This is a genomic window from Pseudomonas syringae pv. coryli str. NCPPB 4273, assembly GCF_000972175.1.
GTDB lineage: Bacteria > Pseudomonadota > Gammaproteobacteria > Pseudomonadales > Pseudomonadaceae > Aquipseudomonas > Aquipseudomonas syringae.
Genome location: NZ_AWQP01000016.1, coordinates 92,412 through 107,899 on the forward strand (window position 1 = coordinate 92,412; position 15,488 = coordinate 107,899).

At 56.2% G+C, this 15,488-nt stretch carries 17 protein-coding genes and 2 pseudogenes; 4 read left to right on the forward strand and 15 right to left on the reverse strand.

Translation table 11 applies throughout. From position 1 onward, the window contains the following. Positions 1-103: 103 nt before the first annotated feature. The 3 genes from P406_RS08095 to P406_RS08105 all read right to left on the reverse strand — a co-directional run bounded on the left by P406_RS08095 (position 104) and on the right by P406_RS08105 (position 5,014). Positions 104-3,223, reverse strand: coding sequence for an efflux RND transporter permease subunit (locus P406_RS08095; protein WP_046235909.1), 3,120 nt, complete (start codon positions 3,221-3,223; stop codon positions 104-106). Then, positions 3,220-4,323, reverse strand: a complete 1,104-nt coding sequence (locus P406_RS08100; RefSeq protein WP_029572639.1) for an efflux RND transporter periplasmic adaptor subunit — start codon at positions 4,321-4,323, stop codon at positions 3,220-3,222. The genes P406_RS08095 and P406_RS08100 overlap by 4 nt, the downstream gene beginning before the upstream one ends. 76 nt (positions 4,324-4,399) lie before the next feature. Beyond that, positions 4,400-5,014, reverse strand: coding sequence for a TetR/AcrR family transcriptional regulator (locus P406_RS08105; protein WP_046235910.1), 615 nt, complete (start codon positions 5,012-5,014; stop codon positions 4,400-4,402). Between the two features lie 87 nt (positions 5,015-5,101). Between P406_RS08105 and P406_RS08110 the strand changes: the two genes are divergently transcribed. After that, on the forward strand, positions 5,102-6,574 hold the full coding sequence (locus P406_RS08110; protein ID WP_046235911.1) for an efflux transporter outer membrane subunit: 1,473 nt from the start codon (positions 5,102-5,104) through the stop codon (positions 6,572-6,574). Positions 6,575-6,612: 38 nt separating this feature from the next. Here the strand turns inward: P406_RS08110 and P406_RS08115 are convergent, their stop codons facing one another. Then, a complete protein-coding gene (locus tag P406_RS08115) occupies positions 6,613-7,704 on the reverse strand; it encodes an NADH:flavin oxidoreductase/NADH oxidase (protein WP_046235912.1) in 1,092 nt (363 codons plus the stop codon). A gap of 59 nt (positions 7,705-7,763) precedes the next feature. On the opposite strand from P406_RS08115, the gene P406_RS08120 reads away from it, so the two are divergent. Then, positions 7,764-8,099: an ArsR/SmtB family transcription factor gene (locus P406_RS08120; protein ID WP_044311526.1), complete on the forward strand. Its 336-nt coding sequence runs from the start codon at positions 7,764-7,766 to the stop codon at positions 8,097-8,099. 196 nt (positions 8,100-8,295) lie between these two features. Here the strand turns inward: P406_RS08120 and P406_RS08125 are convergent, their stop codons facing one another. The 6 genes and pseudogenes from P406_RS08125 to P406_RS27325 all read right to left on the reverse strand — a co-directional run bounded on the left by P406_RS08125 (position 8,296) and on the right by P406_RS27325 (position 11,257). Then, the gene (locus P406_RS08125) at positions 8,296-8,883 is read right to left on the reverse strand and encodes a methyl-accepting chemotaxis protein (RefSeq protein ID WP_244467795.1); all 588 of its coding nucleotides are present in this window, start codon (positions 8,881-8,883) and stop codon (positions 8,296-8,298) included. Positions 8,884-8,896: 13 nt separating this feature from the next. Next, positions 8,897-9,217 (reverse strand): annotated as a pseudogene (locus tag P406_RS29995) (terminase large subunit); the annotation flags it as partial. After that, positions 9,218-9,703 (reverse strand): phage terminase small subunit P27 family, encoded by a 486-nt coding sequence (locus tag P406_RS08130; protein WP_025168048.1) that lies wholly within the window; start codon positions 9,701-9,703, stop codon positions 9,218-9,220. A 166-nt stretch (positions 9,704-9,869) separates the two neighbouring features. After that, positions 9,870-10,265, reverse strand: coding sequence for an HNH endonuclease (locus tag P406_RS08135; protein ID WP_046235913.1), 396 nt, complete (start codon positions 10,263-10,265; stop codon positions 9,870-9,872). Next, on the reverse strand, positions 10,256-10,615 hold the full coding sequence (locus P406_RS08140) for a hypothetical protein (protein ID WP_046235914.1): 360 nt from the start codon (positions 10,613-10,615) through the stop codon (positions 10,256-10,258). The genes P406_RS08135 and P406_RS08140 overlap by 10 nt, the downstream gene beginning before the upstream one ends. A gap of 465 nt (positions 10,616-11,080) precedes the next feature. Further along, complete coding sequence (locus P406_RS27325; RefSeq protein WP_156174823.1) at positions 11,081-11,257, reverse strand: hypothetical protein; 177 nt, start codon at positions 11,255-11,257, stop codon at positions 11,081-11,083. Positions 11,258-11,554: 297 nt separating this feature from the next. On the opposite strand from P406_RS27325, the pseudogene P406_RS30200 reads away from it, so the two are divergent. Both P406_RS30200 and P406_RS30205 read left to right on the forward strand, forming a co-directional pair. Beyond that, a pseudogene (locus P406_RS30200) lies at positions 11,555-12,325 on the forward strand (MCP four helix bundle domain-containing protein); the annotation flags it as partial. A gap of 66 nt (positions 12,326-12,391) precedes the next feature. Beyond that, on the forward strand, positions 12,392-13,180 hold the full coding sequence (locus P406_RS30205; protein WP_474001666.1) for a methyl-accepting chemotaxis protein: 789 nt from the start codon (positions 12,392-12,394) through the stop codon (positions 13,178-13,180). Between the two features lie 37 nt (positions 13,181-13,217). On the opposite strand, the gene P406_RS08155 is transcribed toward P406_RS30205, so the two are convergent. From P406_RS08155 to P406_RS08175, 5 genes are all read right to left on the reverse strand, one after another. After that, positions 13,218-13,601, reverse strand: coding sequence for a hypothetical protein (locus tag P406_RS08155; protein WP_031598203.1), 384 nt, complete (start codon positions 13,599-13,601; stop codon positions 13,218-13,220). After that, positions 13,598-13,921 carry a phage holin, lambda family gene (locus P406_RS08160; RefSeq protein ID WP_031598201.1) on the reverse strand — a complete coding sequence of 108 codons (324 nt, stop codon included), beginning with the start codon at positions 13,919-13,921 and terminating at the stop codon, positions 13,598-13,600. Before P406_RS08160 ends, P406_RS08155 begins: the two co-directional genes overlap by 4 nt. Before the next feature lie 99 nt (positions 13,922-14,020). Continuing rightward, a complete protein-coding gene (locus P406_RS08165; protein WP_031598199.1) occupies positions 14,021-14,488 on the reverse strand; it encodes a hypothetical protein in 468 nt (155 codons plus the stop codon). A 160-nt stretch (positions 14,489-14,648) separates the two neighbouring features. Beyond that, positions 14,649-15,035 (reverse strand): antiterminator Q family protein, encoded by a 387-nt coding sequence (locus tag P406_RS08170; RefSeq protein WP_031598197.1) that lies wholly within the window; start codon positions 15,033-15,035, stop codon positions 14,649-14,651. Between the two features lie 2 nt (positions 15,036-15,037). Then, positions 15,038-15,358: a hypothetical protein gene (locus P406_RS08175; protein ID WP_002553180.1), complete on the reverse strand. Its 321-nt coding sequence runs from the start codon at positions 15,356-15,358 to the stop codon at positions 15,038-15,040. Positions 15,359-15,488: the final 130 nt, after the last annotated feature.

The following is a 15,488-nucleotide window of genomic DNA, read 5'->3' on the forward strand; positions in this document are numbered from 1 at the left end:
GGACGAGCGGATCTTGCAAGGCCAGCACCGAACGAATGTGCGGCAGTCGATTTTGTAGAACTGATCGCAAAGCCACTCCGCCTTTAAGCGTAACGATTCATGATCAGATCCTTTTCATCTCTGTGCCAGTTGAGGCGTGACTGCTGGAGTTTCGGGGCTGCGTTTCTCTATCCGGACGGATTTTGAACCAGATCGAATACATCGCTGGCAGGAACACCAGCGTCATGACTGTCCCGCCGAGGGTGCCTCCGATCAGCGTGTAGGCAAGCGTGCCCCAGAACACCGAATGGGTCAGGGGAATGAACGCCAGGATCGCCGCCAGTGCCGTGAGCAGCACCGGACGTGCCCGCTGTACGGTCGCTTCGACCACCGCATGAAACGGGTCGAGCCCTTGCTTTTCGTTGTGGTCGATTTGCCCGATCAGGATCAAGGTATTGCGCATCAGAATGCCGGACAGCGCGATCAGCCCGACCAGAGCATTGATACCGAACGGCTGATTGAACAGAAGTATTGTCGGCACAACGCCGATCAACCCGAGCGGCGCGGTGAAAAACACCATCATCATCGCCGACATCGAACGCACCTGAAGGATGATGATCAGCAAGGTAACGGCAATCATGATCGGAAACAGCGGAGCCAATGCCACAGTGGCCTTTGCCGACTCCTCTATTGATCCGGCCTGCTCGATCCGATAGCCCTGCGGCAGGCTGTCGATGATCGGCTGCAGTGCTTTCATGATCCCGGCGGAGACATCCGGCGGTTGCAGGTCTTCCGCAATATCACCGCGCACGGTGATAGTCGGCACACGATCTCTACGGCGCAGAATCGGGTCTTCCATGCGCACTTCGACCACTCCGGTCTGCGACAGAGGAATACGCTGACCGGCAGCCCCCACCAGCGTGAAACCCTCGATCTTCGCAGGGTCCAGGCGGATGTCACCCGCCGCCCTGCCCATCACGTCCACTGAACGGATATCTTCGCGGACAGACGTGACAGGGACACCTGAAAGCAGGAACTGCAATTGCCGGGCAACTGCGCTCGAGGTCAGCCCGACGGCCTGCAAACGATCCTGATCCAGAGAGAAGTGCAGCGTGGGCACTCGTGTTCCCCAATCGCTGTTGACAGTACGCATCATCGGACTCGCCGCCATCACGGTTTCGACCCGCGCGGCGATCTCGCGCAATGTGTCAGGGTCCGGCCCGCTCACGCGATACGCCACGGGAAACGGTGAATAAGGACCGAACACGAGCTGTGTGACCCTGACCCGGGCTTCAGGTGCAAGTCCGTCAGCAACCGCCTCGCGAATCCGCAGCTTGAGCGCCTCACGTGCTTCCTGGCTTTCAGTCAGTACAACGATCTTTGCAAACGACGGGTCGGGCAGCTCCGGCGCCATTGCCAGATAAAAGCGTGGCGAGCCCTGGCCGATGTAGGACGTGACGATCTTCGCGGCATCCTGCTTTTTCAGCCATGCCTCTACTTTGGCGGTGGTGGCGCTGGTCTGCTCGATGGATGTGCCATAGGGCATCTGCACTTCGATCAGTACTTCGGGCCGATCGGAAGTCGGGAAGAATTGTTTCTTGACGGCCCCCATCCCGAGAATCGCCACCATAAATGCAGCGATAACCGCACCCGCCACCCACCACTTCCTGGCAATGACGTGGGCCAGAATCCGCCTGAAACGATTGTAATGCGCCGTGTCGTAGATGGCGGCGTGTCCGCCTTCAACCGGCTTGATTTCCGGCAGCATCTTCACCCCCAGATAAGGTGTGAAGACCACTGCAACTATCCAGGAAGCAATCAGGGCGATGCCGACAATCCAGAACATGTTGCTGGTGTACTCGCCGGCAGTCGACTGCGCAAAGCCGTTCGGCATGAAGCCGACCGCAGTCACCAGGGTACCGGCAAGCATGGGCGCCGCTGTGTGGCTCCAGGCATAGGCTGAGGCCTTGATCCGGTCGTAACCTTCCTCCATTTTCACCACCATCATTTCGATGGCAATGATGGCGTCGTCCACCAACAGGCCCAGCGCCAGGATCAGTGATCCCAGGGTAATACGATCAAAGTTCTTGCCAGTCGCTTCCATCACGACGAAGACCATGGCCAGCGTCAGCGGTACCGCTGCAGCGACGACCACACCGACTCGCCAGCCCATGCTGAGGAAGCACACCAGCATCACCACAAGCAGGGCGACGAAGAATTTGATCATGAACTCGTCAACGGCCGAACCGATGTTCACCGACTGGTCAGTGACTTTTGAAAGCGTCATTCCCAAGGGCATGGCTTGGTTGATGCTGGCCGTTTCTGCATCCAGCGCCTTACCCAGGTCCAGCCCGTTCCAGCCGTCGCGCATCACGATGCCCAGCAACAGCGCAGGCTCACCCTGATTGCGGACCATAAAGGTCGCGGGGTCTTCGTAACCGCGCTCCACTGTCGCCACGTCCTGGAGCTTCAGCGTTTTACCCCGCACCACAATCGCCGTATTGCGGATTTTCTCAAGGGTGTCGAAGGCACCGTCCAGGCGCAGAAAAACCTGTGGCCCGCTGGTCTCAATCGAACCGGCAGGCGTCAGAGCGTTCTGGTCGTTGAGCGCCGAAAAAATATCCTGAGGAGCGATACCCAATGTTGCCAGCCGCTCATGGGAGAACGACACGAAAATTCGTTCGGCCTGTTCGCCGATGATATTGATCTTCTTCACGCCCGGCACATGCAACAGACGCTGGCGCAGTGACTCGGCATCGCGTACCAGTAGCCGCTGCGGCTCACCTTTTGCTTTCAACGCAAACAGCGCAAAGGTCACGTCCGAGAATTCATCATTGACCATCGGACCAATGACCCCCGCAGGCAATGACTTCGCGGCATCACTGAGTTTCTTGCGCGCCTGATAAAACTCTTCCTGCACCTGAGAAGGTGGCGTCTTGTCCTGGAATGAAACCATAGTGAATGCCAGACCTGGCCGGGTGTAGGTCTCGCTACGGTCGTACCACTTCAATTCCTGCATGCGTTTTTCAAGCGGCTCGGCAACCTGATCCTGCATCTCCTGAGCGGTTGCGCCAGGCCACGCAGAAATAACGGTCATTTGCTTGACGGTGAAAGGCGGATCTTCCGCACGCCCCAGTTTGAAAAATGAAAGCGTACCGGCCACGCCGATCAAAATAATCAGAAACAGCGTGATGGCGCGTTCGCGAACGGCCAGTGCAGAAAGGTTGAAACGTCCCGGACTCATGGTCGTGCCTCGGCGGTGATACCACCTTGCTGCACGAGCACTTCCTCACCGTCGTGAAGCAAATGCGTGCCCAGTGCCACGACCTGCTCACCGGCCTCGAGACCGCCACTCACATTTGCCGAATCGTCACTCACACCCAGCAGTTGCACGGCGCGCCAGGTGACTTTTGCAGGCGTACCTGCAATGACCCAGACACCCGGGCCTCGACCCGGGTCATGCAGAGCGGCAATGGGTATCGCCAGCGACTGCCGGCCAGCCTTGCCGACAGCGATATCGAGGGACACCGTTGAACCGAGAGGTGCACTGATGTTTGAGCCTTCAAGCACATACCTGGCTTCAAACGTACGCGTCAGCGGGTCTGCGGCGTCAGAGAGCAGCCGCAGCCTTGCCGGTATGACGCGCGCACTGTCGCCATACAGTCTGGCCTCAGCCCGATCCCCCATAGTCGGCCGCAAGGTTTCAGGCAGATGGACAATGGCTTCACGTGGCCCGGCCTTTGCCAGCCTGACCACGGGCTGGCCTGCGCTGACGACCTGTCCAGGCTCGACCAGGGTATCGACCACCACACCGTCGGCGTCCGCCAGTAAAACGGCGTATCCGGTTGCGTTACGCGCCACGCTGGCCTGCGCTTGTGCAGCACTCAGCTCTGCCTTGGCGGTGTCGGCCAGGGATTTGATCCTGTCGTAGGCGGACGCGGATATCGCACCAGCAACAACCAGGTCACGGTTGCGCGCTTCGTCATCGGCGGTCTGCCTGGCTCGTGCCACTGCGGCGGCAACCGCCTGCTGTTGGGCCTGAGCCTGAAGCCCAAGGTCAACGGGGTCCAGGCGCATCAGCGGCTCACCGCGCTTGACGGTCTGGCCGGTATCAACCAGGCGCTCAAGCACCTTCCCGGAAACCCGAAACCCCAGGTCGCTCTGAACCCGAGCGACCACAACCCCGGTGAATGAACGGGAGGCTTGATCAGTATTTGCAACAGTGGCCGCCCTTACCAGAGGCGGCTGGGTACGTGGATCGCGCCCCCCGGACGACTCGCTGCACGCAGTCAGGAAGAGAGGCAATAACAACAACGCAGTGGCTTTGGGTCTGAACAGGAGCATGGGATCCCTACTTGAAATCAAGTGAGCAGGGAAACGATTCTCCGAAAAGTGACCAAATTAGTCAATGGTCACAGTTTCAGGGTGCCAGACTTCGCAGTATCAGCGCCGACAGATGGACCGGAGCCGTCGACACGGTGTCGAGGTTGTATTGCAATTGCACCGGGTTGATGTACGGACGCATGACCAGGTGAATGGCCTGAACGGCCTCGTCCAGCGGTGTCTTGCGTTCGAACTCTCCCGACTCCCTGCCTTCAAGAACGATTTGCTGGATGAGCTGGCGAATACGCTCGTCGTGCGCGGCAGCAGAAGGCCACTGATCGCGGCCTGCGACAGCGGCTATGTCATACAGCTTCCGGTCGTGAAAAAACAGATCGCTACCGGCCTCCACAAGCGAGCGGAACAGGCGGCGCAGCCTTTCGGAGGCCGTTGGCGCGTCGCTGATGGCCGAGTTCACCAGCGCCATGATCATCGCCAGCCGGTTCGAGCAGATCACTTCGCCGATGGCTTGCTTGGAGTCGAAGAACTTGTAGATGTAGGCCTTGGAAAAACCGATGGCCTTGGCCAGATCGGAGACCGTGGTTTTCTCATAGCCGTAGTGGCCGAAATGCTGTGTTGCCGCTTCGACAACCTGATCGCGAACGCTGTGGTCGGAGGGACCACGTGTTGGCGATGTCTTGATTTGATTAGTCATGTTTCCAGCTTAGCTATGTGAACACTCATTGACAACAAGTGACCGAATCGTAATATAGTCACAATCTGATCATCTCAAGGAATTTCCATGCGCACGCTTTGTACTTATGTACTGGTCATGAGCACCGGCCTGCTGTCGGGCTGCGCCGTGGGTCCGGATTACCAGCGCGCGGATGCGCCCCTGCCTGACCGCTATCTGACTCAACCACGTGGCGCTGCGAATATTACCGCGCATCCGCTTGTCAGTGCCGCGTGGTGGGACGGTTTTGATGATCCGTTACTGAGCAGCTTCGTGTCACGCGCACTGGCGCAGAACCTCGATCTCGCTCAAGCCAGCGCGCAACTGGCTCAGGCACGCGCCGGAGCAGATGCGGCAACCGCCGCCCTGCTCCCGTCGGGCAACATCGATGCACAGACGGCGCGGGCTCATCAATCGGTAGAGACGCCACTCGGCCAGGTGCTGAACTCGGCACCTGGCTACGATCGTTATGGCAATGCCTATGAAGCCAATCTGACCGCAAGCTGGGAGCTGGATGTTTTTGGCGGTTTGAGACGCAGCCGACAGGCTGCACTGGCTGAATACCAGGCTTCGCAGGCAGGTGTTGCGGCTGCGAGGCTCGCTGTGGCAGCCCGGACCGCCGATACCTACATCACCATCCGTGGTCTGCAAGCCAGGCTGGCGATCACGAACCGACAGGTTAAAACCCGGCAAGACCTGCTGGAAAAAGTCCAGCTCCTTCATGAGCGTGGTCTGTCCCCTGACTATGAAGTTCGTCAGATCGAAGCCGAGCTTTTACAGGTGCAGGCAACAGTGCCGATTCTGCAAGCAGGTCTCGACGCTGCCATGAACGCGCTTGACGTGATGCTGGGCGTACCGCCTGGCACTCATCGGGGCTCTCTGGCGGAAACAGGTCGAATCCCTCACGCACCCACGCTCACATCGACAGGAACGCCAGCCGATCTCCTCCGTCGCAGACCTGATCTGATCGTCGCCGAACGGCGCCTAGCAGCTTCGAACGCGCGTATCGGCGTGGCGATCAGCGAGTATTACCCCAAACTCTCACTCAGCGCATTGCTGGGCAGCGCCACAGCCGTGTCGAGCGGCAATCTGTTTACCGGCGGTGCCAGTCAGTCAGCAGGTATTTTGGGGCTTCGCTGGAGGCTTTTTGATTTCGGCCGGGTGAACGCCCGGATCAGTCAAGCCAAGGGACAAGAGGCAGAAGCTCTGGCGGCTTATCGACAGGCAGTTTTGCGCGCCACTGAGGACGTTGAAAATGCTTTTTCTTCGTTGGCCAGCCGCGAAACTCAAGCTGCAATGCTGGGTGAAGGAGAAACTGCACTTGCGTCAGCCCGACAATCCTCATTCGCAAGCTACAGCAAAGGTGCTGCCAGTTTGATCGAGGTTCTGCGCGCCGAAGAGAAAATGCTGCAGGTCGCTGACGCCAAGGCGCAGGCACAGGTCGAATCCGCGCAGGCGGCGGTCGCCGTATTCAAAGCGCTGGGTGGTGGTTGGCAAACGCCTACCACCACTTCAGCAGAAGATAAGGTGCAGACGCTGTAGGTTCCACCAACGAATGCATATCTTCAGGTCAGGCGTGCTCAGCGATAACGTTCAAGCCAGTGAGCGTAAGGCGCAGACAAGGTCCAGGCCGATTTTTCAACGCCCAGTTCTTTCGCTGCGAAGTAGGCCCAATGAGGGTCGGCCAGATGTGCACGACCAATAGAGACCAGATCGAGCTGACCTGACTTGACCGCCTCTTCAGCCAACTTCGGCTCGCCAAAACCCCAGGCGCTGGTCACTGGAATATCCGCTTCACGACGCACACGCTCGGCAATCGGCCCCATGAATGCAGGCCCCCACGGAATGTTGGCGTCCGGGGTGCTGAAACCGACGCTGACGCTCAACAGATCCAGCCCGCCAGCCTTGAAGCGGCGCGCCAGTTCGATCGATTCTGCCAGAGTCTGCTCGTCGCGACCGTCGTATTCGATCACGCCAAAACGTGCGGTGAGCGGAAGGTTCTCAGGCCAGACTTCACGCACTGCAGCCAGGGTTTCCAGCAGGAAACGGCTACGGTTATCGAAGCTGCCGCCGTACTCATCGGTGCGCTGGTTGGAATGCTCGGAGAAGAAGCTCTGCCCCAAGTAGCCGTGGGCAAAATGCAACTCGATCCATTCAAAGCCGGCATCGCGGGCGCGACGGGCAGCATCGACGAAGTTCTGGCGAACACGAGCGATGTCTTCCAGGGTCATGGCGCGCGGGACTTTCGGCAGATTGGCACCGAACGCGATGGCGGACGGGGCGATGGTGTCCCAGCCGCGCGAATCGGACGCTGCGATATGGTCATCACCTTCCCATGGGCGATTGGCGCTGGCCTTGCGACCGGCGTGGGCAATTTGAATACCCGGCACGCACCCTGCGGCCTTGATGGCTTTGACGACAGGCACGAATGCCTGCGCCTGCTCGTCGTTCCAGATACCGGTGCAACCTGGGGTAATACGCCCTTCCGGCGCAACGGCGGTAGCTTCAACCACCAACAGACCCGCGCCACCGCGCGCCATGCTGGCCAGATGCACCTGGTGCCAGTCGTTGATAACACCTTCGGTTGCCGAGTACTGGCACATCGGAGGAATGGCGATTCGATTGCGCAGCGTAACGTCTTTCAGTTTGAAGGGTTCGAACAATGCAGACATTGGAAAGCTCCCGTAGGCCAGATGACTTTTGATTTCAGTTGTTCGATGGTAATCGAACTATGGCAATAAACGAAAGCCTTGATATCATCCCCAGCATGCGAACCTTCCAACATCCCGATCCTGAAGACCTCACCCTCGAACGCTTACTCTATGCCTTGAGTGATCCCGTTCGCATGGGAATCGTGCGCTGCCTGGCCGGCGTTGCAGAGGCCACCTGCGGCGAACTGGACGGCGGACGCCCCAAATCCAGCATGTCCCATCACTTCCGCGTGCTGCGCGACGCGGGGCTTGTACAGACGCGCAACGTGGGCACCACGCACATGAACTCGCTACGCAAACAGGTGCTCGAGAGCCGTTTCCCGGGTCTGCTGGACAGTATTCTGGCTCAGCACTGACGTAACAAGGCATCAGTCCTGAGACAGCCTGCGCTGCCATTTCATTGCATGAATTTCGATGCGCTGCTCGGGATCGTCATCGAGGCACCAAAGGTTAGGCGCATTTTTTTAATATGCAAAAAAAACCGGCATTAGCGCTTCGACTAATACCGGTTTTTTCAGCAGGGTGATCCTGCTGCTGATGCGCTTTCAGACCTTAAAGCCGAAACTTGCCCACTTCCGTCTGCAGGCTGGTGGCGAGGGTCTTCAGGCCGCCGCTGGTCTTGAGCAGTTCCTGAACCGACATGTTGTTCTGTTCAGCCATTTGCGCGGAGCGCTCGACGTTACGTGCGACATCCTGGCTGGCTGCGGTTTGCTCACGCAGCGCGAAGGATATCTGGTCGACCACCTGCAGAACCTTGCCCGAACTGTCGCGAATCTCGATGATCGCCTGACCGGCAGTGCCCGCCATTTCCACGCCTTCGTTCACTTCCTGAACGCCGCTGCGCATGCTCTCGACGGTTTCCCGCACGCCCGCCTGAATTTTCTCGATCATCCCGGCGATTTCCTTGGTGGACTTGCCGGTGTTCTGCGCCAGCAGGCGTACTTCGTCAGCAACCACTGCGAAGCCACGCCCCTGTTCACCGGCACGAGCAGCCTCGATGGCAGCGTTGAGGGCCAGCAGGTTGGTCTGGTCGGCAATGCCCTGAATCACGCTGACGATCGATGAAATGTGCTCGGAGTGCTGACCCAGACCTGCGACCTGAGTAGAGGAAAGCTGCACGGTCCGGGCGATGCCATTCATGCTGGACAGGGTGTTTTCGATGCCCGCCCTTCTTCTTGACCCAACCAAACGTGACGGCCAAGCCGAAGAGCTGCCATCCCTCAAGAGTGATCAACTGGCGTTTGAACGCCCATTCACCCTTGGTGTGCGGCAATAGCTGGATCAGCTTGAGTTTTTTCTCAGCCTTGGCCGGATCAAACTTGAATCTGAACCCGCGCTTGCGGCTGGCTGCCAGGTCGTCGAAATGACGCTGCACGGCCTGATGGATGTAGCGGCAGGCAGGCACCTTCCCGCGCAATAGAGACCTTCCCCACACCATTGCCTTATCGACGTTGGGGTGGGCGGACTTGGCCATTTAAGATCTCAGTAGTTGGGCGAATTCGTTGGTTTCTTTTTCCTTGTTGCCGCCGATAAGGCGTGTCCTGCTGGCCGGGTCCAGGCCCAGCATCGACCCGAATGTCACCATTTGCCGCATCGTTTCGTTCGCGGCAGTCAGTGCCGGGTTTTTCATAGGTCCGCCGGTGGCACCAGTAACCACGATGCCGTGGGTCTGGACTGATTCCTGCGCCATCCGCCAGTTGTCGTATGCAACGCAGAACGCTTCGACGTTGTGTAAATCAGTTATCGCGACCACGTTTTCGCGCAGAAGCTCGGGGACAATCATCTTCCACATCTGCGAAGCGCGGTCGCTCAGCCATTCGGGAGGATCAACATTTGTGATCTTCGAAAAAGCGGGTTCGGCCTTATTCAGCGCGCGTTTGCCGGGATTACCGGCTAGTGCTTTCTTGGCGGTCGGCTTGGGTTTGCGACCACGGCCGGCGACCGTGGCGGTACCTCCCATCGCGCAACTCCAGATTTTTTAATTTCGCGGGTGTAAAAAAACGATTGAGGGCGCGGTCTAGAAGCCAAAGGGACCAGACTTTTGACCCTCCCCCACCGCACCAGACTGGTGCGCGCACCATACCGGTGCATTCCGTGAAGCACGCCGAGAACCGTTCTCATTTCGGTCAGCACGACCGGGCAACCTGGGTGTTGCCCCACCCGCCGTCCTCTGCGGCCGTCTTCGTGCTGTGGCATGGATGACACATGGCCTGCCAGTTGGATCGATCCCAGAACAGGTCCATGTCACCCTTGTGAGGAACGATGTGATCAACGTCTGTCGACGCTGTGACACGTCCAACGCGCTCGCACTCTACGCAGAGCGGATGCTTAGCCAAGAAGCCCTTGCGCGCCTGTTGCCACTTGTAGCTGTAGCCGCGCTGGCTGCTGGTCTCGCGTTGCTTCTCCCGCTGCTTCACATCGAACTGCTTGCCTACATCCTTATGGGCGTCACAGTACCGAGGGTTGCGGGTCAACGTGTTGCAGCCCTGGGCATTGCATGGTTTCTGCGGCCTCAACGGCATGGTGTACCGTCCAGGTAAGTCTGGGGCGCTGCATCAGGGTCTTCTGGCTCTTCTTCACTCAGTGCGTCGATCAGCAGCGTCTGTTGCTCTGTCATCAGCCGAAGCAGTTCTGTCTGCTTGCGCATCTCTTCAAGGATCGCAGCACCATTCGGCTGCAGAGCCACCTGAATGCCAGGTTGACTTACCAGCAAGTTGCACCCAATCCGCTGAGCAAATGGCTCAAGGCTCTTGGTCACTCGTTCGTGCTGAAGGACTGTCATAGGGTTCTCTGGGTAGATCACCAGTAGATCGCCCTTGCTCGGTGTCAGCTTTTGTATCTGGCTTAGCAATGAGTTGCTGTGCTCGTTCATATGCCACCTTGCTCCACTTCTTGAACTACTAACGCCGAAAGGCACCCCCAATGCATCTCGCCACCAAACCCCGCAAGAAAACTGTTTGCGGTCAGATTGATACCGTTCGGCTGGATTCCTTGACAACCGCTCAAGCCGAGAAAGTCTGTGCCGATATAAGATTCTTGAAGCTTGGCAAGATAGCTCAGGAGGAGCCATGCCCGACTTGAACCAAATAATTAATAACCATCAATTACTCTCAGACACAGTCCTAAAGCTGAAGGCGATATACGCTTCAGAAGACCCGATAGTTGTTGGGCTTTTGGAAAAACTTAATAACTCATTAGTTGCGCAGCACGAATGCATGACCCGTTTATATGAGCTATCCATTCTGAACGCTAATTTGGCTGAAAATTCGCAGCCCGTATTATGCTTGGTAAACTCGAATAGACGTTCGATTTTTTAAGCGTTTGCTTCCTTGGAATATCACTTTGATTTGCTACGTTGTATCTGCGCATCCACCTGGTCAGCACAGGTATCCAGCAGGTTGATGGCGCGATTTTTCAACGCCCAAAGATCGCCATTCAGGGCTAGCTCGTCGTCGCTTTCACTTACCCGCTCACACGGGACCATTTCCAGTGCTTCCAGTCTTACCGATGTCATCTTTACCGCCACTGGCTGCGGACTTGTCGCACAGGCCGTTAGGCAGAGGCTGAGGAGTCCAGGCAAAATAAGTCTTTCTGTTGACTCTGAGCGTATCAACGGTCTTTTGTGGCTAAAAAAACGGCCCTTCAGCCCCCGAGCAATCCGATGGAACAAAGGGCGCCGCAAAGGCTGCGAAACGAGGGAAGGGCTGCGACCTTTATACGTGCTTGTCGTGGATTGCCGCTCAAGTTTAAGCCGATCTGGCAGATATATCCGTAAAGCCCAACTCACAGTATATTACCTAGGAATGACTTCATGAACTTTAGATCCTTTCGCATAGCTCCCAGGGCAGCTATTGCCTTTTCTATTATTACGGTTTTCGTACTGTTGCTGGGCGCCTTTGCCTTCGAGCAAATACGCGAACTTAGATCGACTCAACAGACTCTCGAGAACGACTGGCTACCTAGTATTCAAAAGGCAGACGACATTCAGATAGCATTGCTTCATACTCGACTTGAAGGTATCCGATTACTTGCCTCGACAGACTCCGAAGTGTTCGAAACTACAGCAGAGACAATAAAACGAAATCGTGATGAACTCAATACACTCACAGAGTATTACAAAAAATATTTAATTTCTGGCGAACAAGAAAAAGCACGATTTGAAGAAGCGTCCACCCTGATGAAGCAATACCTTGACGGGTTAGACCATTTGGTTGGACTCGCCCGAGCAGATCGGGGTGCTGCTATTGAGTACGCTAACGGTCCACAAGCAGATAACGCCAAGAACTATCAGATTAAACTTACAGCCCTGCGCGATGTAAATTCCGAGGGAGTGAAAGAATCTGGCGAGCACTCTGCCGTTGTATACGAGCACAGCCTTAAAGTCATGTTTTTTATCGTCAGCATGTCTCTTCTGGTCACAGTGTTACTTGCTTGGAGACTTACAAAAAGCATGTCTAGCCCTATAGGAGATTGCCTGGGTGTCGCTGAGGCGATAGCTAGAGGTGAATTGAATCGCTCCATCAACGTGTCTGGAAAAGATGAAGCCGCCGGTTTGATGCAAGCCCTCAAACAAATGCAAGAAAATCTTAGGCAGACGATTCAGGGTATCGTGAATTCTTCTGCTGAACTGACATCGTCAGCCACGCAGATGCAAACAGTCACCGACAAAGCTGGTTTAACTCAAGAACAGCAAAACGGCCAAATCGATCAAGCAGCCACGGCGGTTACCCAGATGAGCGCTGCCGTTGAAGAGGTGGCACGGAATGCAACATCCACATCCGAGTCCGCACGCGAATCGAGTCACGCGGCAAAACTTGGAAATAGTAAGGTGACTCAGACACTGGACGCTATGAAGCAACTCACTTCTCAGGTGGAAAGTACCTCAGAACAAGTACAAGATGTTGCGGACCAGGCCCAGAATATTGCTGAAGTCGTCAGCGTCATTCAAGCGATCGCCGGTCAAACCAACCTGCTTGCATTGAACGCTGCCATTGAGGCAGCACGAGCTGGAGAGCAAGGCAGAGGCTTTGCTGTTGTAGCTGATGAGGTTCGTGCGCTGGCCCAACGCACCCAGGAATCGACTAAAAAAATCGAAAGCATGATCATTGCTATCCAAGAAGGTACTAAGGGCGCTGTGAGCTCAATGCAAACAAGTACATCTCAGGCGCATGCTACGTACGACATAGCTCAGGAAGCGGGTAAAGCATTACAAGAAATTATGGACGCCGTACAACTTATTGAGGAGCGCAACATGCAAATTGCTACAGCCTCAGAGGAACAGGCCTATGTAGCAAGGGAGGTGGACCGCAACTTAATAAGCATTCGAGACCTATCTGGCGAAACTGAAAAAGGTACACACCACATAATGAGCGCAAGTAAGAAAATGTCAGGTTTGGCCGTCGTCCTCGAGGGCATGGTGAAGAAGTTCACACTTTAAGCTTGACCAAAAAACAATGTAGCCCGACCTAATCAAGTTAAATTAGGTCAGGCGCCAAGACGGCATCGCCACTGCCAGCGCCCTTGCCGCGTAGGCCGTCAGGCAAAGGCTGATCAGCCCACTTACGAACAGCCGGGCTCTTACGCTTGAGGTCTTCAAAGTCTTTCGTCGCTTGGCGGGCCTTGTCTTCGCTGGCCTTGAGGCGCTGCTGCAGATCGGCCGTGTAGTTGGCATTGCGCTTGGCCTCGGCCTGGAGCGTGGTAATTGTCTTCTGGCTTTCGGTGTTGGCGTCGGTGGCATCCTTGGCAGTCTTCATTTGCAGAGTCACCTGCCCTTCCAGCGCGAGGACGCGGTACTGCTGGATACCCACCAGCAGCAGGCCTACTAGACCGATGATGATTGCAGCGGCAATAGCATTCATACGGAATCCACCTTGCGGCCAATGAATCGGGTCACCAACTCGCGTATGGCCGTAACGCCGAGAAAGCCGATGGTTCCACCAGCGGCAACAGACAGACTGGGCGGCCATGCCATCCACTCGATCAAGCTTGAAGCAACCAAGCTGAGGGCACCGCAGATCAACGCTTCAAAGAAGATCCGGCGTTTGCTGGTTTCTTTGGCGTCATAGAGGATGCGAAGTAGAGAGACGACGATGGCCATAATCATGCCCTGCCACAGTGGGTTTGAAATGGCCGCCACGATCCTGGCCCATGTATCTGGTTTGTCAGGCATGGTGCGCATCCGGTCTCAACCCTTTCGGGATCTACAAAACAAAAAGCCCCAGCAATCGCTGGGGCTAACGATGAAAGTTATGCCTTGAATATACTCACCAAAAGGCCATTACCTCGTTGCACTACGAGCCTTAGCGATCGCTCGATTGAACATTTCATCAAACAAAGGATGCATATCATAAATACCGACATCGAAAGATGTTTCATCGTCGAGAAAAACTGTAACACCAGCTTCTGATCGCTCCATATGGAGCTGAAACAAGAGGATGCCCTGCTCAAGACCAATAGAGTCTGGGTCGAAGTTTAGACGGATGACAAATTGGATTTGTGAACTGGATACTCGAGGAAAAGCCGTGCGTGTAACACTTTTAAATCTGCCTTGCTCATCGAGCACACCAATCGCAACAGCGGGCTGATTCTGTACATCGATTAGATTGGAATTGGTTTCGGACAAACCAAGGTATTTCGCAAACTCTTTGCGCAATGTCAAAGCGGTACCACGTAAGCTTTTAAGATCCTGGTCATCATCTTCCAAGGACTTTCGATATGCGTTGGCGATTTCTGAAAATTTCGTCATCGTCTTGCTCCGCGATTTGAGCAATCACAATGCCACACGTGGGCACCACATCCAACAAAAAGCCCAGCGTTTGGCCGGACTAGATCATGAGTGGTGCCGCGCTGGTACAGCTGAACACCGTGCAATGAAAACAGGTGTTTATCAGGCCTGAAAGAACTTTCTACGCAGCTGCGCAAAAATCTCCCAAAGCACCGTCAACCCATGCCACCCCTTGGCGGATTATTTCGCGCGCGGACCGTTCCGACATCTTGTGAGACTCAGCGATCCGGACCATCGTCCACTTGAAGCCGAAGTACCACCAGATGAAATCGCCCATTTGCTGGTTGCGCGCGATCAGCCTTGCGATAGCCGCATCCACAAGCATTGCCGTTTCGTCGGTGATGACATAAGTCATCGCAGTCGGCTCTGGGCAGCACTGGTTCATCAGCGCCGCCAGCGGGGAGACATATTGCGGCACGCCCATGCCAGATATACGCCAAGAGCCCCAGTTTTCCAGCAGGTACTCGGTATCGCCCAAAGGCTTGTCGACATATGTACGTTTTTTCATGGTCAATCCCCTGTGTAATTCGCTCCACCGGCACCGCGGCGGTTGTTCTGGTTATAAATGGCGGCAGGTCCAGTCATCTGGGCCGGGCGCTTCAATTGTTCGATCTGTCGGTCGGCGGCCTGCAAGCGCATGCTCAATTGGGTCACCAACACTTCCAGCGGCAGAGGTTGACCTGTCTCGGCGGCGACCCAGCCAGAGGCGTTGCACTGCACGCAGGCCATTTCGTGGAAAACACCCTTGATCACAGCGCGACCTCGGCAGGCCGCGCACTGGGCCAGGTCGAGTTGGTCGGCGCGGAACGCTGGGCCGTGAGTCTTCTTCATTTAATGGACCGTCCCTTTTTGCGGCGCAGCCAAGGACGCGGCGTGTTGCTAACCGGGCGGTCTTTCTTCCAAAAACGCGCAGCACCATAGGATTCCAAAGCCTGAAGACACCCGGCAAATCCGAGATTCG